General features: G+C 48.1%; 13 protein-coding genes. 8 read left to right on the forward strand and 5 right to left on the reverse strand.

Going from position 1 to position 20,905, the window contains the following annotated elements; all coding sequences use genetic code 11:
• Positions 1-112 precede the first annotated feature (112 nt).
• The 4 genes from asnB to QZ135_RS03750 form a co-directional block, all read right to left on the reverse strand.
• The gene (gene asnB, locus QZ135_RS03735; protein WP_294606070.1) at positions 113-1,897 is read right to left on the reverse strand and encodes an asparagine synthase B; all 1,785 of its coding nucleotides are present in this window, start codon (positions 1,895-1,897) and stop codon (positions 113-115) included.
• A 119-nt stretch (positions 1,898-2,016) separates the two neighbouring features.
• Positions 2,017-3,357, reverse strand: coding sequence for a glutamate synthase subunit beta (locus tag QZ135_RS03740; protein ID WP_294606071.1), 1,341 nt, complete (start codon positions 3,355-3,357; stop codon positions 2,017-2,019).
• 140 nt (positions 3,358-3,497) lie between these two features.
• A complete protein-coding gene (gene gltB, locus QZ135_RS03745; protein ID WP_294606072.1) occupies positions 3,498-8,138 on the reverse strand; it encodes a glutamate synthase large subunit in 4,641 nt (1,546 codons plus the stop codon).
• Between the two features lie 233 nt (positions 8,139-8,371).
• Complete coding sequence (locus QZ135_RS03750; RefSeq protein ID WP_294606073.1) at positions 8,372-9,001, reverse strand: hypothetical protein; 630 nt, start codon at positions 8,999-9,001, stop codon at positions 8,372-8,374.
• A gap of 100 nt (positions 9,002-9,101) precedes the next feature.
• Here QZ135_RS03750 and QZ135_RS03755 point away from each other — a divergent pair, with 100 nt between their 5' ends.
• Positions 9,102-9,356: a nucleotidyltransferase domain-containing protein gene (locus tag QZ135_RS03755; protein WP_294606074.1), complete on the forward strand. Its 255-nt coding sequence runs from the start codon at positions 9,102-9,104 to the stop codon at positions 9,354-9,356.
• A 257-nt stretch (positions 9,357-9,613) separates the two neighbouring features.
• Here QZ135_RS03755 and QZ135_RS03760 read toward each other — a convergent pair whose 3' ends face one another.
• Positions 9,614-10,264 carry a lipoprotein signal peptidase gene (locus tag QZ135_RS03760; protein WP_294606075.1) on the reverse strand — a complete coding sequence of 217 codons (651 nt, stop codon included), beginning with the start codon at positions 10,262-10,264 and terminating at the stop codon, positions 9,614-9,616.
• A 381-nt stretch (positions 10,265-10,645) separates the two neighbouring features.
• Between QZ135_RS03760 and glmS the strand changes: the two genes are divergently transcribed.
• From glmS to QZ135_RS03795, 7 genes are all read left to right on the forward strand, one after another.
• The gene (gene glmS / locus QZ135_RS03765) at positions 10,646-12,490 is read left to right on the forward strand and encodes a glutamine--fructose-6-phosphate transaminase (isomerizing) (RefSeq protein ID WP_294606076.1); all 1,845 of its coding nucleotides are present in this window, start codon (positions 10,646-10,648) and stop codon (positions 12,488-12,490) included.
• Between the two features lie 80 nt (positions 12,491-12,570).
• On the forward strand, positions 12,571-14,454 hold the full coding sequence (locus QZ135_RS03770; RefSeq protein ID WP_294606077.1) for an amidophosphoribosyltransferase: 1,884 nt from the start codon (positions 12,571-12,573) through the stop codon (positions 14,452-14,454).
• A 116-nt stretch (positions 14,455-14,570) separates the two neighbouring features.
• On the forward strand, positions 14,571-15,713 hold the full coding sequence (gene carA / locus QZ135_RS03775) for a glutamine-hydrolyzing carbamoyl-phosphate synthase small subunit (RefSeq protein ID WP_294606078.1): 1,143 nt from the start codon (positions 14,571-14,573) through the stop codon (positions 15,711-15,713).
• Positions 15,714-15,816: 103 nt separating this feature from the next.
• Positions 15,817-19,113: a carbamoyl-phosphate synthase (glutamine-hydrolyzing) large subunit gene (gene carB, locus QZ135_RS03780; protein ID WP_294606079.1), complete on the forward strand. Its 3,297-nt coding sequence runs from the start codon at positions 15,817-15,819 to the stop codon at positions 19,111-19,113.
• A 100-nt stretch (positions 19,114-19,213) separates the two neighbouring features.
• Positions 19,214-19,411, forward strand: coding sequence for a hypothetical protein (locus QZ135_RS03785; RefSeq protein ID WP_294606080.1), 198 nt, complete (start codon positions 19,214-19,216; stop codon positions 19,409-19,411).
• Positions 19,411-19,686 carry a type II toxin-antitoxin system YafQ family toxin gene (locus QZ135_RS03790; RefSeq protein ID WP_294606081.1) on the forward strand — a complete coding sequence of 92 codons (276 nt, stop codon included), beginning with the start codon at positions 19,411-19,413 and terminating at the stop codon, positions 19,684-19,686. Before QZ135_RS03785 ends, QZ135_RS03790 begins: the two co-directional genes overlap by 1 nt.
• Before the next feature lie 178 nt (positions 19,687-19,864).
• Positions 19,865-20,845: a GntR family transcriptional regulator gene (locus tag QZ135_RS03795; protein WP_294606082.1), complete on the forward strand. Its 981-nt coding sequence runs from the start codon at positions 19,865-19,867 to the stop codon at positions 20,843-20,845.
• The last annotated feature ends 60 nt before the right edge of the window (positions 20,846-20,905 follow it).

Consider the following 20,905-nt stretch of genomic DNA (forward strand, 5'->3'; position numbering starts at 1 on the left):
GTTCCCAATGCCACACTTAAATACATGCAATGCCACACTTCATAACCGTTGAAGTGTGGCATTACGTTTGTTTAGATGTGGCATTCTACTTGCTGAGGTGTGGCATTATTTTTTATAATGTGTATGCCGCTTCATGCACCCCTGTTACAGCGCGTCCGCTCGGGTCATTCTTTCCTTGCAGTGCAGCATCCCAGGCAAGGGCTTCGGCTGTGGAACACGCCACGCTGGGGACGCTGGGAACACTGAGAGCTGCCGACCGACTGGGGAAATGCTCTTCAAAGATGCTGCGGTAATAATATTCCTCTTTGTTTTGCGGCGGATTGATGGGGAAGCGTTCGGCCACATGCTCCATCTGGTGGTCGGTGACGGCGGCAGAAGTGACGGCTTTCAAAGTATCAATCCAGTTGTAGCCCACGCCGTCCGAGAACTGCTCTTTCTGTCGCCAGGCAACGCTTTCGGGCAGCATATCCTCGAAGGCTTCGCGGACGATACGCTTCTCTACTTCTTTGCCCGGACACATTTTAACCCTGGGACTCAGGCTCATGGCTACATCCAGAAATTCTTTGTCAAGGAAAGGTACACGCCCTTCCACTCCCCATGCGGCAAGACTTTTATTGGCACGCAGGCAATCGTACATATGTAGTTTGGAGAGCTTACGCACCGTCTCTTCGTGGAAAGCCTGCGGGGTGGGTGCTTTGTGGAAGTATAAGTATCCACCGAATATTTCGTCGGCACCTTCGCCGCTGAGTACCATTTTGATACCCATACTCTTGATGACGCGCGCCAGCAGGTACATCGGTGTGGACGCGCGGACGGTGGTGACATCGTAGGTTTCGATGAAGTAAATGACATCGCGCAGGGCGTCGAGACCTTCCTGCACGGTGTAGTTGATTTCGTGATGAACGGTGCCGATGTATTCGGCCACTTCACGGGCTTTTATCAAGTCCGGTGCACCGTGCAGGCCAACGGCGAAGGAGTGTAGTTGCGGCCACCAGGCTTCACTCTGGTTGTTGGTTTCGATACGTTTGCGGGCATACTTTTTGGCAATGGCGGAAATGACGGAGGAGTCGAGTCCGCCGGAAAGGAGCACTCCGTAAGGAACATCGGACATGAGCTGGCGTTGGACGGCAGCTTCAAGAGAGAGCTTGATTAGTTGACAAGGAGATGAGGGGGAAAGTTGACAAGGGGACGAGTTGACGAGGGGACAAGGGGCTGCGCTGTCATTCCTACTTGTCAACTCGTCTCCTTTCTTCCTTGTCCCCTCGTCTCCTTCTTCCCTTGTCAACTTCTCCACCCCTTCCCAAGTCATCCAGTTGCGCTTGTACCAGCGTTGCATTTTGCCCTCGCTGCCCCGGTAGTAATGACCGGGAAGGAAGGGCTCGTATTCGTCGCAGAAGCCTTCGAGAGCTTTCAGTTCACTACCTACGTAGATACGGCCTTGGTCGTCGTGCCCTATGTAGAGGGGGATTACGCCAACGGGGTCACGGGCAATGAGGAAATCATCGGTTTCTTCATCGTAGAGGGCGAAGGCGAAGATGCCGTTCAATTCTTCGAGAAAGTCGATACCTTTGTCTTTGTAGAGGGCAAGGATAACTTCGCAGTCCGAACCAGTCCGGAAAGCGTATTTCCCGGCATAACGGGCACGTATTTCGCGGTGGTTATAGATTTCGCCGTTGACGGCGAGGATTTGTTTGTTGTCGGATGAATACAAAGGCTGTCCGCCGCTTTCGGGGTCGACGATGGAAAGACGTTCGTGTGCCAGAATGGCACTGCTGCCTACGTAGATACCACTCCAGTCGGGCCCGCGGTGACGGATTTTCTGCGCCATACGAAGCGCTTTACTTCTCAATTCCTGAGATTGAGATTGGATGTTGAAGATGCCTGCTATTCCACACATGATTATATCTGTTTTTAGGGTTAGTAAATGATAATTTAATGAAGAACTAAAAATGAAGAATTACCTTGCGGCATGCTTGCATAGCGCAGCCAAATTCTTCATTCTTCATTTTTAGTTCTTCATTTAATTAAATACTCATCTATTTTCTCTGCCGCCTTACGTCCGTTAGCCAGCGCATGCACCACGAGGCTTGCACCTCTGGCTGCATCTCCTGCCACGAACACATTCTCCGGAAACTCCGGTTGTTCCGGTTTCAGAAAGCCCATAGCCAGCAGTACCATGTCGGCGTCAATGACTTCCTTCTTTCCGGTGGGCTTCATGGTGGGGCGTCCACCATCTTGTGCTGCAGACCATTCCACCTCTTCCACTTCTACGCCGCATACTTTGCCGTTCTTCCCAATGAACCGGTTGGAAGCAAGGCTCCAATGACGGGTACAACCTTCTTCGTGGCTCGAAGTCGTCTTCAGTACAACGGGCCATTGCGGCCAGGGCGTGGAGTCATTGTGCCCTACGGGAGGTTGTGGCATGATTTCTATCTGAGTCACGCTCACAGCTCCCTGGCGGATGCTCGTGCCGATGCAATCCGACCCGGTATCTCCACCACCGATGACGAGGACTTTCTTTCCTTTGGCATTCACTAATTTATCCTTCGGAAAGGTCTCTCCGTCAAGGATGTGGTTCTGTTGTGACAACATTTCAAGGGCGAAGTGGATACCTTTCAATTCGCGTCCGGGGATGGCGAGGTCGCGTGCCTGCGGGGTTCCGGTGCAGATGCAATAGGCATCGAAGCCTGCGGGAAGTTTCTGTACGTCTACCGTTACGCCCATCTCAAATTGAATACCTTCGGCTTCGAGCACCCGCATGCGGCGGTCGATTACTGCTTTGTCGAGTTTAAAATTAGGAATACCATAGCGCAATAATCCACCGGGCATGGGTTTGCTATCGAAGATAGTTACTTCATATCCCCGGGCATTCAGCCGGCAGGCGGCGGATAATCCGGCAGGACCGGCGCCGATGATGGCCACCCGCTTTCCGTTGCGTTCGGGAAGGATAGGAGTGATATAGCCCTCACGGAAGGCAGCTTCGGCGATGGCGGCTTCATTCTCGCGGATAGTGACGGGTTCGTCGCAAGAGAGTTTCAGTACACATGATTTCTCGCAGAGGGCGGGGCAGATGCGTCCTGTGAACTCAGGAAAGTCGTTGGTAGCGGCGAGAACTTCGTAAGCTTCACGCCACCGGCCTTTATAGAGTGCGTCCTGAAATTCGGGTTGCTTGTTGCCCAGCGGACATGCCCAGTGACAGAAAGGGACACCGCAATCCATGCAACGTGACGCCTGAAGTTTGCGGTCGTGGCTGTTCAAAGTCTGTTCCACCTGACTGAAGTCGGTGATGCGTTCGTGGACAGGGCGGTAGCCCGCTTCCTGCCGTGGTATGGTTAAGAATGCTTTTGGATTTCCCATAATTGGATAAATTGAAAATTGAGAATTAAAAATTAAAAAATGATAGTTGGGAAATTGAGAATTGAAAATTAAAAATTGAAAAATAATAGTTCTGATAAAGCATTCTGTCATTTTTTAATTTTTAATTTTCAATTCTCAATTTAATAATCGCGTTGCATTTCCGCAATCTTTTGTTGTAGCTTCCGCATTTGTTCCTCTTGCAGTACTTTTTTGTACTCGATGGGGACTACCTGAATAAACTCATCCACATAGCGGTTCCAGTCGTCGAGCATCGTGCGTGCCAGACTGGAGCCTGTGTAGAGATAGTGCTGGCGGATAAGCTCGTGCAATTCTTTGCGGTACGAAGCCTCTTCGATGAGTGAGAGTTCCACCATCTCCATATTGCAGAAATAATCGAAGTTGCCGTCTTTGTTCCAGACGTAAGCCACACCGCCCGACATCCCGGCTGCGAAGTTGCGTCCTGTAGAGCCGAGGACTACGACACGTCCGCCTGTCATATACTCGCAACAGTGGTCGCCCACGCCCTCCACTACGGCAGTGGCGCCGGAGTTGCGGACGGCAAAACGTTCGCCTACGCGGCCATTGATATACACTTCGCCGCTTGTAGCACCATAAAGCAAGGTGTTTCCGGCAATGGTATTCTTTTCGGCCTGGAAGTTACTGCGCACCGGAGGCAGGACAGCGATGCGTCCGCCCGACAGTCCTTTGCCGAGGTAATCGTTCGCTTCACCTTCCAGCTTGAAGTTAACACCCGCTACAAGGAATGCGCCGAAACTCTGCCCTGCCGAACCTTTGAACTTCACATTCAGTGTGTGGGCAGGCAGACCTGCTTCGCCATACTTTGCGGCAATGGCACCGGAGAGCATCGCCCCGCAGGCACGGTCAGTGTTGGCAATGGTGTATTCCAGTGAGATTTCTTTCCGGTTCTCCAGCGTTTCGGCAGCGGCATGCAGCATTTCCACATCTTTCACGTGGTCGATGCCATGTTGCTGGTTGATGGTGTGGCGGATGGCAGCATCGTTCGGGATGCGTGCCAGAAGTCTGGAAAAATCAAGAAGCTCAAATTTGGGATTTCCCTCTATTGCCTTTTCTCTCCTCGTCAACTCATCTCCTTGTCTCCTTGTCTCCTCATCCCCTTGTCCCTTTCTTACGATAAGGTCCGTCCGCCCGATGATGTCATCCAGACGCTCCACGCCGATTTCAGCAAGATACTCGCGTACTTCCTGCGCCAGGAAGGTGAAGAAGTTTACCAGATATTCGCTCCGTCCGTGGAAACGCTTGCGCAGTTCTTCGTTCTGTGTTGCCACACCTACAGGACAAGTGTTCTGATGGCATTTGCGCATCATAACACAGCCCAGCACAATCAGTGCGCTGGTGGCGAAACCGAATTCTTCAGCTCCCAGCATTGCCATCAGCACGATGTCGCGGCCTGTCTTCAGTTGTCCGTCCACTTGCAGCATCACCTGCCCGCGCAGGCCGTTCAGTACAAGTGTCTGTTGCGTCTCGCTCAGCCCAAGTTCAGGCGAAATACCGGCATAGCGGATGCTGGAGGCCGGAGAAGCCCCCGTTCCCCCTTCTGCACCGGAAATAACGATGAGGTCGGCTTTGGCTTTTGCCACACCTGCGGCAATGGTTCCCACACCACTTTCCGCTACCAGTTTCACACTGATTTTGGCCCGTGGATTCACATTCTTCAAGTCGAAGATAAGCTGTGCAAGGTCTTCAATGGAGTAAATGTCGTGATGGGGCGGAGGGGAAATCAGAGAGATGCCCGGAATGGAATGGCGCGTCTTCGCAATCACCTGATCCACTTTAAAGCCCGGAAGCTGGCCACCTTCGCCCGGTTTTGCACCTTGTGCCACTTTGATTTGTATCTCATCGGCATTTACCAGATACTCCGTTGTCACGCCAAAACGTCCGGAAGCTACCTGCTTGATGGCGCTGCGCAAGGAAGTTCCGTCTTCACGCGGAGCAAAACGGGCACTGTCTTCACCACCTTCGCCGGTGTTGCTGCGGCCATGAATCTTGTTCATGGCAATAGCCATCGCTTCGTGGGCTTCCTTGCTGATGGAGCCGTAGCTCATGGCACCCGTCACGAAGCGGTGCATGATGCTTTCTGCCGGTTCCACTTTGTCAATGGGTATCGGGCTATGACGGAAATCAAGAAAATCTCTTAGAAAGATAGGTGCTTCCTTTTCGTCCACCAACCGGGTAAATTCCTTGAACTTCTTATAGCTGCCCAATCTTGTAGCCAATTGCAGGGTTGAGATGGTTTCCGGATTCCAGGCATGCTTTTCACCATCCTTGCGGAAGGCGTACAAGCCGGAATGAGGTAATGAAGAATTCTTCATTCCTCGTTCTTCATTTCTCATTATATCGTGCATTGCTATCGCATCACGTGCCACCTCATCCAGGCGGATACCGCCAATAGTGGATTTCAATCCGCCGAAATAAGCATTGCTCAGTTCTTCGCTCAATCCTACCGCCTCGAATATCTTCGCTCCCCGGTAGGAGCGGATGGTTGAAATCCCCATCTTACTCATGATTTTGAATAATCCCTTGCAGATGGACTTGATGTATTTCTTCTCTGCCGTAACATAGTCCAACTGGATATCTTTCTTAGCTACCAGCCTGTCTATTATTGCAAATGCCATGTACGGATTCAGTGCACTGGCACCAAAGCCCAGCAACAGAGCGGCATGCATCACTTCGCGTATCTCACCGCTTTCCACTACCAGTGCCGTCTGTACGCGTTTTCCTACCGAAATGAGGTGATGGTGCACGGCACTGACAGCCAGCAATGAAGGGATGGCTGCATGGGTGGCGTCCACATCACGGTCGGTCAGTACAATGTAGTTTACACCTTCGCTGACGGATTCTTCCGCCTGTTTGCAAAGGGTGGCGAGTGCTTCCTGCAACCCGGCGCGTCCTTTGGATGCCTCGAACAGCATGGGCAGTTTCACCGTCTTGAAACCTTTGTAGCGGATGTTGCAAAGGATGTCCAGTTGTGCATTGCTCAAGATGGGATGATTGAGGCGCACCATCTTGCAGTGGTTTTCGCTGGGTGTGAGGATATTCATGCCCACGGCGCCGATGTATTCCGTCAGTGACATCACCAATTCCTCTCGTATCGGGTCGATGGGTGGGTTGGTGACTTGTGCGAATTGCTGGCGGAAATAATTATATAGAAGTTGTGGTTTATCAGAGAGTACGGCAAGCGGCGTGTCGTTACCCATAGAGTTGATGGGTTCGGCACCCGTGGTACACATGGGGACGATGAGGCGCTCAACGTCTTCCTTGGAATAGCCGAAGGTGCGCAGCATGCGGTGATAATCGGGTACTGAGTGCTCCACTTTACGGCCGCTTTTCAGCTCATCCAGTTCAATGCGGTTCGTTGCCAGCCAACTGCGATAAGGTTTGGCTTCGGCAAGTTGCTTTTTCAGTTCACCATCGTAGTAAATTTCTCCCTTCTCAGTGTCCACCAATAATATCTTGCCTGGTTGTAGGCGACCTTTTTCCTTGATGTCTCCCGGTTCGAAGTCCATGACGCCTACTTCGCTTGCCACCACCATCATATCGTTGTGTGTGATGAGGTAGCGTGCCGGACGCAATCCGTTACGGTCGAGCATGCCGCCTGCAAAACGTCCGTCGCTGAACAGCAGTGCGGCGGGGCCATCCCATGGTTCCATCAGGATGGAATGGTATTCGTAGAAGGCTTTCAGGTCTTCGCTGATGGGGTTCTTTTCGTTGAAGGATTCCGGTACCAGCATAGCCATGGCGTGTGGCAAGCTCATGCCGGACATCACGAGGAATTCCAGCACATTGTCCAGTGAGGCACTGTCGCTCATGCCCGGCTGAATGATAGGGCGTATCTCTTTGATATCGCCCAGCGAAGGAGAGGAGAGCACACTTTCGCGAGCCTCCATCCAGCCACGGTTGCCGCGAATGGTGTTGATTTCACCATTGTGCGCCAGGAGGCGGAAGGGCTGTGCCAGTCCCCAAGTGGGGAAGGTGTTGGTGCTGAAACGGGAGTGTACCAGTGCCAGTCCGCTGGTGAAATAACTGTTGGTCAGGTCGGGGAAGTAGTTGCGCAGTTGCAGCGAAGAGAGCATACCTTTATAAATGATGTTCTTTGTGGACAGTGAGACGATGTAGAAATCCTCCCGTGTCGGGATGTCCCCCTTGCGCACTTTGTTCTCTATTCTTTTCCTTATTATGTAGAGCTTACGGTCTGCCGTTTCGCTTTCCGTAAATCCGGTGATGAAAATTTGTTTGATGTCCGGTTCGTTGGCAAGTGCTGCTTCACCCAATATTTCGGGGCAGGAGGGCACGTTGCGCAGGTGCATCAGCGTCAATCCTTCTTTTTCAATCTCTTCGATGATGATGCTCAGAATGGCTGACTGGGCTTTTTCGTCCTTAGGCAGGAACAGAAGTCCTGTGCCGTACTTTCCCTTTTCGGGAACGGGGATGCCTTGCAAGAGAATAAATTCATGCGGTATTTGCAGCATGATTCCTGCGCCGTCTCCGGTTTTGTTGTCCGCACCTTCCGCACCGCGATGTCGCATATTCTCTAATACTTTTAATGCCGATTCCACCAACTCGTGCGATTTACCTCCGTGAATATTCACCAGCATACCCACACCACAAGCATCATGCTCGTTTTCTGCGTCATACAAACCCAACTGTTTGGGCTGTTGCCGGCAAACGGACCGGTGTTTCTGTTCGGTTCTTGGTTGACCAGCCTTTTCCTTTGTTTTGTTGTTAAAAAGTTCTTCTTTCATCCTATTTGATTTACTTTATTCTGTGGTAATACTTGTTATTGCTATCAAATTGTTTGGCAAAGATATTATTTTGGTTTCAAAATGATGCAATAGTGGAGGGGATTCTAACTTGTAAAATTCCTACTAATAGGGATTGTGTTCTGGATTGAAAGAAAAACACTGTATTTTATTCTGTATTGTAATTAAAACTATGTGTATTTGTAATATATTATAAGTTATTCTGCCCTATATTATCAGAATCTATATCCCAATCCTATCTTCAAAGTGGGGCGTATACTCGAAGTGCCGTTGGTCGAGCCATTATATCCTACACCTCCCGCCAGATCAAGCAGAAAATGTTTCCATACTCTGCGGAATCCCCAGTAGGGGGTGATGGTGTAAATGGATGCTGCTTTCCACCCATTTGTAATGGCTATCGGGAAGGAATAGCCGAAGTTTACCGACAGATAGCCTCCTGAATTGCCAAAAGTGCGTTTATCTTTCCGGTGCCGTTTTTGCAAATTGTAGTAAAAGCGTGGTTCTATGGCAATATCTCCAGTTACCAGATGATAGTCTTTCGTCGAGAAATAAAATCCATTGTCTGAGTCCATCTCCAGGCCCAATAATTTCCCATATGAGTAGGAGCTGCCTGCACTGAATACAAGGGTTGCCCGGGGAGCAAAAGCATATTCATAACTATAAGCCAAGCCAATGCCGTTTAAAAGAATGCTATGTCCTGAGACGGTGGTACTTTGTGCCGATTTATCGCCTTTTTTATCTTGTGGGTGTGCATAAGCAGGTATGCTTAGTTGGAACATAATGAGTATAATCATTGCATAGCCGATGGCGGGCAGATGATGACGGAGGCTTTCTTCTTTTTTCATATAGTCTCTTTTTAAGTTAATAAATTAAGTATTTATCTATAAAGACATGGAGAAGTGCAAAACTCCCTACTGCTGAAGTGAAATTTCAAAACCAGAATTAATGAATAGTATCCTGTGGGATCTTTTCGGTTCACGGGCCAAGGGAAATTATAAACCCGGCTCTGACGTCGATCTTGCGGTAAAAGGTCCGATTTCTAAAGATGTATTATCCGCTTTACTCACAGCTTTTGAAGATTCTATATTGCCTTATTTCTTTGATGTGGTGATCTATGAACACATCACGAACGAAGCACTAAAAGAGCACATCGACCGGGTAGGTATAAGTATCTACAAACCTTTCATAATATTTTCATAAAGGGGAGTGAATCGTGTCTTTATCCCAAAGAAGGAGTAGAGCAATGGTAGTTCATATTGCCAAATTGCCACGTTGCCAAATTGCCAATACGTTAGTCCGTGGCAATTTTATAAAGTATATGCTCCGTAGTATCTCCGTACCATCTCCGTGTAATCTCCATATTATCTCCGTATCCGGTCCGTATCAACTCCGTACCATCTCTCTTCCTATAGATACGGAGCAGGTACGGAGTTGGTACGGACCGGATACGGAGATGGTTATTTCTTTAAGAGTCTCTTAAACTCAGTTTTTACCAGGAGGAAACTGTTATTAAAGCTTTTCAAGTAGAAAAGAGCCAGAATGAATATTCCACAACTGATAGCCGCATCTGCAATGTTGAACACCGGACTAAAGAACAGGAAATGATTTCCTCCTATGAATGGTATCCAATCAGGCCAGTTGAATTCAAAAAGAGGAAAGTGGAGCATATCTACCACTTTTCCATATAGCCAGTCGGCATACCCATGTCCCAAGGGTACAAATGTTGCAATCTCAGTGAATGTACTCTTACTGAAAATAACACCATAAAATATACTGTCGATGATATTGCCAATGGCTCCGTCCAGTATCAATGAGAAGCAGGCAATGTAGCCACGCTTGTAGTCAGCCTTCGCGAGTATGGAAATATACCATATGATCACACCGGAAAATAAGATACGCAAAACAGTTTGAATAAGTTTAGGCATTATCTGCATTCCGAAAGCCATGCCGTTGTTTTCTACAAAATGAATATAAAACCAGTCGGTGATGCGGATACTCTCGCCATAGTTCATATTTGTTTTAACCTCTATCTTTACGATTTGGTCAATAATTAAAACTCCCAATACAATAAGAACAGAAAAATATCCTTTGGAAAAAGCACTCTTCATATTTAATATAGTGTTGTTTATATGCTACTTCTTTAATATATGCCCCAAATGTACGAATTATATTTGATTATATGACAAGTAGATTGCCACGCCTATAAAAATGGCAACGTGGCAACGTGGCAATTTGGCAATATGGGATGTGTCCATCTTGTCGGATTGGAAGAATTTTCCGCTATCTCCTTTCAATATAGAACTAAACTTCTTTTGCTTGATATGAATTCGTAATTAAAAGCCTTTTGCTTTAATAAGTTTGTTTTTGTTAACGTTTTGATATAAAAATAACTTTTTTCTATTCTTTTGATAAATAAATTGAGGAAACATGAACTTTATGTTCTTGAGAATACTTATCTTTGCAGCGCAGAATTAAATACTGAATATATTATGTGTGGAATAGTAGGCTATATTGGTCAAAGAAAAGCCTACCCCATTCTTATCAAAGGATTGAAGCGATTGGAGTATCGCGGATATGATAGTGCAGGGGTAGCATTAATCAGTGATAACCGACAGTTGAACGTGTACAAAACGAAAGGTAAGGTCTCGGAACTGGAAACTTTCGTTACTCAAAAAGATATTTCCGGTAACATCGGAATTGCCCATACCCGTTGGGCTACGCACGGGGAACCTTGTTCCGCTAATGCACATCCTCATTATTCTTCCTCCGAACGTCTCGCTCTCATCCACAACGGCATCATCGAAAACTACGCCGTTCTCAAAGAAAAACTTCAAGCCAAAGGCTATTCATTCAAAAGCAGTACAGACACCGAGGTACTGGTGCAACTGATAGAATTCATCCAGAAATCCAGAAACATTGATTTGCTGACTGCCGTGCAACTGGCTTTGCGCGAAGTGATAGGCGCTTATGCCATTGCCGTGCTGGACAAAGACAATCCGGGTGAGATTATCGCAGCCCGCAAGAGCAGTCCACTGGTGGTGGGTATCGGTGAAGATGAATTTTTTCTGGCTTCGGATGCTACGCCCATCGTGGAATATACGGACAAAGTGGTGTATCTGGAAGATGAGGAAATTGCCGTGATACGTCGCGGAGAGAAACTGAAAGTAGTGAATCTGAAAAATGTGGAGTGCCCCCACGAAGTGAAGACAGTGGCACTGAACCTGGGACAGTTGGAAAAAGGCGGATACCCGCACTTCATGCTGAAAGAAATCTTTGAGCAACCTGATTGTATACACGACTGTATGCGCGGACGCATCAATGTGGAGAGTACGAATGTGGTGCTTTCCGCCGTGATAGATTATAAAGAACACCTGTTGGCGGCTAAACGCTTCATTATTGTGGCATGCGGCACTTCCTGGCACGCTGCCCTCATCGGGAAACATTTGATAGAAAGCCTTTGCCGCATACCGGTGGAGGTAGAGTACGCTTCGGAGTTCCGCTACCGCGACCCGGTGATAGATAGCAACGATGTAGTGATTGCCATCTCACAAAGTGGTGAGACGGCGGATACACTGGCTGCTGTGGAACTGGCACGTAGCCGCGGAGCATTTATTTACGGCATCTGCAATGCCATCGGTTCATCTATTCCGAGGGCTACGCACACAGGTTCCTACATTCACGTGGGACCGGAAATCGGTGTGGCATCTACCAAAGCATTTACGGGGCAGGTGACGGTACTCACCATGCTGGCGCTGACGCTTGCCAAAGAGAGGCGTACCATAGATGAAGGGCAATATCTTGCCATCGTACAGGAACTGAACCGCATCCCCGACAAAATGAAAGAGGTGCTGGAACTGAATAAGGATATTGCCGAGCTTTCCAAGATATTTACCTATGCCCATAACTTCATTTACCTGGGGCGTGGCTATTCCTATCCCGTAGCCTTGGAAGGTGCGTTGAAGTTGAAGGAAATCTCTTATATACATGCCGAGGGGTATCCGGCTGCTGAAATGAAGCACGGACCTATCGCACTGGTGGATGCGGAAATGCCTGTGGTGGTGATTGCCACGCAGAACGGGCTTTATGAGAAAGTATTGAGTAATATACAGGAGATAAAGGCACGCAAGGGCAAAGTGATTGCCTTGGTGACGAAAGGGGATACGGTAATCAGCAAAATTGCCGATACTTGCATCGAGCTGCCGGAAACAATTGAGTGTCTCGACCCGTTGATTACTACGGTACCCTTGCAATTACTGGCTTATCATATTGCCGTATGCAAAGGCATGGATGTGGATCAGCCCCGTAATCTGGCGAAAAGCGTAACTGTGGAATAAAATACTTAACGGGATACCCTTGTCAACTGATTTAATTGCTAAATTCGCATTTGCAAAACTTATAAACAATAACGTATAAGATGGAAGAACTGAAGCATGAATGTGGCGTCGCCATGATACGCCTGTTGAAGCCTCTGGAGTACTACGAACAGAAGTACGGCACATGGATGTACGGTTTGAATAAACTCTATCTCCTGATGGAGAAACAGCATAACCGCGGACAGGAAGGTGCCGGGCTGGCTTGCGTAAAGCTGGAAGCCAATCCCGGTGAAGAATACATGTTCCGCGAGCGTGCACTCGGTTCGGGCGCTATTACCGAAATATTCGATACGGTGCAGAGTAACTTTAAAGATCTGACAAAAGAACAATTGCACGATGCAGAATATGCAAAGAGCGTGCTTCCCTTTGCCGGTGAGGTGTACATGGGACACTTGCGCTATTCTACTACCGGGAAGAGCGGCATTTCTTATGTGCATCCCTTTCTGAGGCGGAACAACTGGCGCGCGAAGAATCTCGCCCTTTGCGGCAACTTCAATATGACAAACGTGGACGAGATTTTTGCCCGTATTACCGCAATAGGTCAGCATCCGCGCAAGTATGCCGATACTTACATCATGCTGGAACAGGTGGGGCATCGCCTCGACCGTGAGGTAGAGCGCCTTTTCAATCTCGCCGAAGCCGAAGGGCTGACGGGTATGGGTGTGACCCATTATATTGAAGATCACATCGACCTTGCAAACGTGCTCCGCACTTCAAGCAAAGAGTGGGACGGGGGCTACGTGATATGCGGACTGACCGGAAGTGGCGAGACTTTCGCCGTGCGCGACCCGTGGGGCATCCGTCCGGCATTCTGGTATCAGGATGAAGAAATAGCGGTGCTTGCCAGCGAGCGCCCTGTAATACAGACCGCCCTCAATGTACCGGCAGACAGGGTTAAAGAACTGATGCCGGGACAGGCTTTGCTGATAAACAAGGCGGGCAAGTTGCGTACTACACAAATCAACAAGGTGCGCGAACTGAAACCCTGTTCTTTCGAGCGCATCTACTTCTCCCGGGGCAGCGACGTGGATATCTATAAAGAACGTAAACTATTGGGTGAGAAACTGGTACCTAACATCCTGAAAGCCATCAATAACGATGTAGACCATACCGTCTTTTCCTTTATCCCGAACACGGCGGAAGTTGCCTTCTACGGCATGCTTCAGGGCTTGGATGATTACCTGAATGAAGAGAAAGTGCGTCAGATAGCTACACTGGGGCATAATCCCAATCTGGAAGAACTGGAACAGATACTTTCCCGCCGCATCCGTAGTGAGAAGGTGGCCATCAAAGATATCAAGCTCCGCACATTCATCGCAGAAGGAAACAGCCGGAACGACTTGGCTGCGCATGTGTATGACATCACTTACGGCAGCCTTGTGCCGGGTGTGGATAACCTCGTCATCATTGACGACAGCATTGTGCGCGGAACAACGCTGAGACAAAGTATTATCGGCATTCTCGACCGCTTGAATCCGAAGAAGATCGTGATTGTTTCTTCTTCTCCGCAGGTGCGCTACCCTGACTACTACGGCATAGACATGGCAAAAATGAGCGAATTTATCGCTTTCAAAGCCGCCATCGAGTTGCTGAAAGACCGGGATATGAAAGATGTGATTGCCGCCGCCTACCGCAAGTCGAAAGACCAGGTAGGACTGCCGAAGGAGCAGATGGTGAACTACGTGAAGGAAATCTATGCGCCCTTCACCGATGAAGAAATCTCTGCCAAGATGGTGGAACTGCTGACACCTGCCGGAACGAAGGCGAAAGTGGAAATCGTGTACCAGCCTTTGCAGGGACTGCACGAAGCATGTCCCAAGCATCGGGGCGACTGGTACTTCAGTGGTGATTATCCCACGCCGGGCGGGGTGAAGCTGCTGAACAATGCATTTATTGATTATATAGAACAAGTCTATCAATTCTGACAGCATTAGCTACAAGCTACGAGTGCCATGCGGTATGATAGTTTGCAGACAGACACAGCGCAGCCACTTGTAGCTCGTAGCTTGTAGCTCGTAACTAAGTAACTTTTATAACAAATATGAGAAATGTAACTCTTATCCTCGACGACGGGAGCCGCTTCCACGGCAAGTCGTTTGGCTACGAAAAACCGGTAGCAGGAGAGGTGGTTTTCAACACAGCTATGTCGGGTTATCCCGAGAGCCTGACAGACCCCTCGTATGCCGGACAGTTGATGACACTCACTTATCCATTGGTGGGCAACTATGGTGTGCCGCCTTTCACTATCGAATCAAACGGGCTGGCTACTTTTATGGAAAGTGAACGTATTCATGCGGAAGCCATCATCGTGAGCGATTACTCGGAAGACTTCAGTCACTGGAATGCTGTGGAGAGCCTTAGCGACTGGCTGAAACGTGAACAGGTGCCGGGCATCACGGGCATTGATACCCGCGAACTGACGAAGGTGCTGCGCGAACATGGTGTGATGATGGGACGAATTATTTTTAATGAAGAATTAAAAATGAAGAATGAAGAATTTCCTGAACAATCTGCTGTTTACGAAGGCGTGAACTATGTAGATAAGGTAAGCTGCAAGGAGATTATTCATTACTTTCCTAGTGGCAATGCCCTTCATAGCGCAGCAGATTCTTCATTCTTCATTCCTCATTCTTCATTAAAAAAGGTGGTACTGGTGGATTGCGGTGTGAAAACCAACATCATTCGCTGCCTGCTGAAACGGGATGTGGAAGTCATCCGTGTGCCTTGGGATTATGATTACAACGGATTGGAATTCGACGGACTTTTTATCAGTAACGGTCCGGGCGACCCGGATACATGCGATGCTGCCGTACAGAATATCCGCAAGGCGATGGAAAATGAGAAGTTGCCCATCTTCGGGATTTGTATGGGAAACCAATTGCTGAGCAAGGCAGGTGGAGCTAAGATTTATAAACTGAAGTACGGTCACCGCAGCCATAACCAACCGGTGCGTATGGTGGGCACAGAACGTTGTTTTATCACTTCGCAGAACCACGGTTATGCAGTGGACAACAACACGCTGACTGAAGACTGGGAACCGTTGTTTATTAATATGAACGACGGGTCTAATGAGGGTATCAGACATAAAAGAAACCCCTGGTTTTCCGCACAGTTCCACCCGGAAGCAGCCAGTGGACCGACGGACACAGAGTTCTTGTTTGATGAGTTTGTGAAACTATTATAAGTTGACGAGTTGACAAGATACAAGTTTTCCTTGCAGCATGAAAGAGCATTTCCTCTTGTTCCCTTGTCAACTCGTCTCCTTGTCAACTAAAAAATAAAAGACAATGAAAGAAAACAATATAAAGAAAGTCCTGTTGCTCGGTTCCGGTGCACTGAAAATTGGTGAGGCGGGTGAGTTCGATTACTCCGGCAGCCAGGCGCTCAAAGCGTTGAAAGAGGAAGGTATCCATACCGTCCTTATCAACCCCAATATTGCCACTGTGCAGACTTCAGAAGGAGTTGCTGACCAGATTTATTTTCTGCCTGTCACCCCATATTTCGTAGAAAAAGTCATTGCGAAAGAGAAACCGGACGGTATCATGCTTGCATTCGGCGGTCAGACGGCACTGAATTGCGGGGTTGCCCTCTACAAAGAAGGTATCTTTGAAAAATATGACGTAAAAGTGCTTGGCACCCCCGTACAAGCTATTATTGACACAGAAGACCGTGAAATCTTTGTTCAGAAACTCGACCAGATAAATGTAAAGACCATCCAAAGCGAAGCTGTGGAAAATGCCGCTGATGCCCGCCGTGCTGCTGCCACGTTGGGATATCCGGTCATTGTCCGCGCTGCCTACGCACTTGGCGGACTGGGTTCCGGCTTCTGTGACAATGAGGAAGAACTGAACGTGCTGGTTGAAAAAGCCTTCTCCTTCTCTCCGCAGGTGCTCGTTGAGAAATCATTGCGGGGCTGGAAGGAAGTGGAGTATGAGGTGGTGCGCGACCGCTTCGACAACTGTATCACCGTCTGCAACATGGAGAACTTCGATCCGCTGGGCATCCATACGGGAGAATCCATTGTTATCGCACCTTCACAGACGCTTTCGAATACCGATTATCATAAATTGCGCGAACTGGCTATCCGCATCATCCGCCACATAGGAATTGTGGGAGAATGTAATGTGCAGTATGCCTATGACCCCGAAAGTGAAGACTACCGGGTGATTGAAGTGAACGCTCGTTTGAGTCGTTCTTCGGCTTTGGCCTCCAAGGCTACGGGGTATCCGCTTGCCTTTGTTGCTGCCAAACTCGGACTCGGTTATGGTCTGTTCGACCTGAAGAACTCCGTGACAAAAACCACGAGCGCATTCTTTGAACCTGCTTTGGACTATGTAGTCTGCAAAATTCCTCGTTGGGACTTGGGCAAATTTCATGGAGTAGACAAGGAACTTGGTTCTTCGATGAAGTCTGTAGGCGAGGTGATGGCTATCGGACGTACCTTTGAAGAAGCTATTCAGAAGGGTTTGAGAATGATAGGGCAAGGCATGCACGGTTTCGTGGAGAACAAGGAACTCGTCATTGCCGATATAGATAAGGCTCTGCGTGAACCGACAGACAAGCGCATCTTTGTTATTTCAAAGGCTTTCCGCGCCGGATATACCGTAGACCAGGTGCACGAACTGACGAAGATTGACAAGTGGTTTCTGGAGAAGCTGATGAACATCATGAATACCAGCAAGGAGCTGCAGGGGCTCTGTCATTCTGAGCTCGCCGAAGAATCTACTCCCTCAGCGCAGTGCAGAGGAGAAGAGATTCTTCACTTCGTTCAGAATGACAAAGCGGCGCAAGAACTATTGCGAAAGGCTAAGGTGCAAGGCTTTTCTGACTTTCAGATAGCCCGTGCTATCGGTTTGGAGAAGTGTATGGATAGTGAAGACGGTATTCTTGCCATTCGTGCACTCCGCAAGAGTGTTGGCATCCTTCCTGTGGTGAAGCAAATTGATACCCTTGCAGCAGAGTACCCTGCACAGACCAATTATCTGTATCTGACGTATAGCGGCGTTGCTAACGATGTCCGTTATCTGGGCGACCGCAAATCCATTGTTGTTCTCGGTTCCGGTGCATACCGTATCGGTTCTTCCGTGGAATTTGACTGGTGTGGCGTGCAGGCATTGAATACCATCCGTAAAGAGGGCTATCGCAGCGTCATGATTAACTATAACCCCGAAACCGTATCTACGGACTACGATATGTGCGACCGCCTCTATTTTGATGAACTCACCTTTGAACGTGTAATGGATATCCTCGAATTGGAAAATCCACATGGGGTCATTGTTTCTACGGGAGGACAGATACCGAATAACCTCGCCTTGCGTCTGGATGCACAGAATGTGCCTATCCTCGGAACTTCCGCTAAAAGCATCGACAATGCCGAAGACCGTGAGAAGTTCTCCGCCATGCTGGACCGTATCGGCGTAGACCAGCCACGCTGGCGCGAACTTACGAGTATGGACGATATTAACGAATTTGTGGAAGAAGTAGGTTTCCCGGTGCTGGTGCGTCCGTCTTATGTGCTCTCCGGTGCGGCAATGAACGTCTGCTCCAATCAGGAAGAACTGGAACGTTTCCTTCAGCTTGCTGCTAATGTATCGAAGAAGCATCCGGTTGTTGTCAGCCAGTTCATCGAGCATGCCAAGGAAGTGGAAATGGACGCTGTGGCACAGAACGGTGAAATTGTTGCCTATGCCATCTCCGAACATATTGAGTTTGCCGGTGTGCATTCCGGTGATGCAACGATCCAGTTCCCGCCACAGAAATTATATGTGGAGACTGTGCGCCGCATCAAACGCATCAGCCGTGAGATTGCACGGGAACTGAATATCTCCGGTCCGTTCAATATTCAGTATCTGGCTCGTGAGAATGATATCAAGGTGATTGAGTGTAACTTGCGTGCTTCGCGTAGTTTCCCGTTCGTCAGCAAGGTATTGAAGATAAACCTGATTGAACTGGCTACGAAAGTCATGCTTGGGCTTCCGGTGGAGAAACCGAACAAGAATCTGTTTGAACTCGACTATGTGGGCATCAAAGCCAGCCAATTCTCTTTCAATCGCCTGCAAAAGGCAGATCCGGTGCTGGGTGTGGACATGGCGTCTACGGGAGAGGTTGGTTGTATCGGAAGCGATACTTCCTGTGCTGTGCTGAAAGCCATGCTCTCGGTTGGTTACCGTATTCCAAAGAAGAACATTCTGCTTTCTACGGGTACGCCGAAACAGAAAGTGGATATGCTTTCTGCCGCCCGTATGTTGCAGAAGAAGGGGTATAAGATTTTCGCCACAGGCGGTTCCAGCAACTTCCTTACAGAGAACGGAGTGGAGAATACCCGCGTCTACTGGCCCAGTGAGCCGGAAAATCATCCGCAGGCACTGGATATGCTGCACAATAAGGAGATTGATATGGTAGTGAATATTCCGAAGAACCTCACCGCAGGCGAGTTGGACAACGGTTACAAAATACGCCGTGCTGCCATTGACCTTAATGTGCCGCTGATTACGAATGCCCGTCTGGCAAGTGCTTTCATCAATGCTTTCTGTACGATGAGTGTGGATGATATTGCGATTAAGTCGTGGGAAGAGTATAAATAATTTCATGTTTCTTTGCATAACAAAGTGAGAAATATATTTGTTAGTCAGGGAGAATGGCTTAACTTTGCAAATATCAATGATAAGTATAGGAGAGTAGATTATGGATACAACGATGGAAACCATTTCATTTGAGTTGCCGAAAGCTGACTTGAAGTTATTTAAGGAATTGGCAAAGAAAATGGGCTGGACTATTACTGACAAAAAGTCGGGTATAGAGAAGGCTATGGAAGATGTGAGAGCCGGTCGTGTGTACAAAGCTAAGGATGCTGATGAGCTGTTTAAACAAATCTTGGGCTGATGGCATATTCGTTAACATATACCGGACAGTTTAAGAAAGACTTAAAACGCTGTCAGAAGCGAGGATTGGATATTGGGCTTTTATATAAAGTGATTACTTTTTTACAGGAGAATGGCTTTATTCCGGCTGAATATAAGCCTCATTTGTTGTCAGGACAATTCTCCGGTTGTTGGGAATGCCATATTAAACCGGACTGGTTGCTAATATGGGCACAGGATGATAAGGAATTGACTTTATTATTGCTAAATACCGGCACACACTCGGATTTATTTTGATAAACCTAAAAATAGGACTCCGTTGCACTTCAGATGCAGCGGAGTCTTTTTAGTTTTTATATGTTGCAAAACATACGCCTCTTTCTTCTTGGTTTCAAATAAATAACCTTACTTTGCGCCAGCACAGTTCAGCATAGTTGGCTTTGCTACTTTAATCCTTGATTAAACCTGTATCAGTATGAAAACAATTTTCACTCAACAGACAACGAAGGTAAAACAACTGGCCGACCTCATTAGCCAGGACATCTCTATGGGGCGCTATAAGACGGATGCCGCCCTGCCTTCCATCAATCAGTTGAGCCATGATTATAAAGTTTCCCGCGACACGGTGTTCAAGGCATTTATCGACCTGAAAGAGCGGGGAATTATAGACTCTACGCCAGGTAAAGGCTATTATGTAGTCAATCGCCAGAAGAATATCCTGTTCCTGCTCGATGAATATTCCCCTTTCAAGGACACACTCTATAACAGCTTCGTCCGCCGCCTTTCTGCTCAATATAAGGTGGATCTTTGGTTCCATCAGTACAATGAATCATTATTCAACGCCTTGCTTCGCGATTCCATAGGGCGGTATAATAAGTACGTTGTAATGAACTTCGACAATGAAAAATTCTCTTCATATCTCTATAAGATAGATACTTCCCGATTGTTGCTGCTTGATTTCGGTCGGTTTGATAAACGGGAGTATTCCTACATCTGTCAGGACTTTGGCGAGGCTTTCTATGGGGCAATGTCGCAATTGTCCGATAGGTTGCAACGCTATCATCGGCTTATTCTTTTTCTGCCGAAAGAGAGCAAGCATCCCAAAGAGACATGCGACTATTTCAAGAAGTACTGTACAGATAATCGTCTGGATTATGCCGTTATAGAAACGATGGATGAACAGGAGGTACGTGCAGGAGAAGTTTACATTGCCATTCGGCAGGTGGATGTTGTGGAGATTGTGAAAAGAAGCCATGTCGCAGGATTGACGTGTGGAGAGGATTTTGGTCTGATAGCCTACAACGATACCCCTGCTTACGAAGTGATTGACAAAGGCATTACAGCTATGAGCGTAGACTGGAGAGAGATGGGGACCATGACGGCAGACTTTATCCTGACAGGTAAACCCGTGCAAGTGTATCTGCCGACAAAAATTCATTTAAGAGGTTCTTTATAGCCTTTTTTATGGAATGCTTTCAGCATAGTTCAGCATAGATGAAGTATTATTAACCCAATA

The sequence above is a fragment of the uncultured Bacteroides sp. genome (genome assembly GCF_905207245.1).
GTDB lineage: Bacteria > Bacteroidota > Bacteroidia > Bacteroidales > Bacteroidaceae > Bacteroides.

What these genes read in the sequence shown, in the direction of transcription:
- gltB (WP_294606072.1), bottom strand. Translation starts at nt 8,138, where the DNA reads ATGAAAGAAGAACTTTTTAACAACAAAACAAAGGAAAAGGCTGGTCAA.
- carB (WP_294606079.1), top strand. Translation starts at nt 15,817, where the DNA reads ATGAAAGAAAACAATATAAAGAAAGTCCTGTTGCTCGGTTCCGGTGCA.
- QZ135_RS03785 (WP_294606080.1), top strand. Translation starts at nt 19,214, where the DNA reads ATGGATACAACGATGGAAACCATTTCATTTGAGTTGCCGAAAGCTGAC.
- asnB (WP_294606070.1), bottom strand. Translation starts at nt 1,897, where the DNA reads ATGTGTGGAATAGCAGGCATCTTCAACATCCAATCTCAATCTCAGGAA.
- QZ135_RS03760 (WP_294606075.1), bottom strand. Translation starts at nt 10,264, where the DNA reads ATGAAGAGTGCTTTTTCCAAAGGATATTTTTCTGTTCTTATTGTATTG.
- QZ135_RS03795 (WP_294606082.1), top strand. Translation starts at nt 19,865, where the DNA reads ATGAAAACAATTTTCACTCAACAGACAACGAAGGTAAAACAACTGGCC.
- QZ135_RS03770 (WP_294606077.1), top strand. Translation starts at nt 12,571, where the DNA reads ATGGAAGAACTGAAGCATGAATGTGGCGTCGCCATGATACGCCTGTTG.
- QZ135_RS03790 (WP_294606081.1), top strand. Translation starts at nt 19,411, where the DNA reads ATGGCATATTCGTTAACATATACCGGACAGTTTAAGAAAGACTTAAAA.
- QZ135_RS03740 (WP_294606071.1), bottom strand. Translation starts at nt 3,357, where the DNA reads ATGGGAAATCCAAAAGCATTCTTAACCATACCACGGCAGGAAGCGGGC.
- glmS (WP_294606076.1), top strand. Translation starts at nt 10,646, where the DNA reads ATGTGTGGAATAGTAGGCTATATTGGTCAAAGAAAAGCCTACCCCATT.
- QZ135_RS03750 (WP_294606073.1), bottom strand. Translation starts at nt 9,001, where the DNA reads ATGAAAAAAGAAGAAAGCCTCCGTCATCATCTGCCCGCCATCGGCTAT.
- carA (WP_294606078.1), top strand. Translation starts at nt 14,571, where the DNA reads ATGAGAAATGTAACTCTTATCCTCGACGACGGGAGCCGCTTCCACGGC.
- QZ135_RS03755 (WP_294606074.1), top strand. Translation starts at nt 9,102, where the DNA reads ATGAATAGTATCCTGTGGGATCTTTTCGGTTCACGGGCCAAGGGAAAT.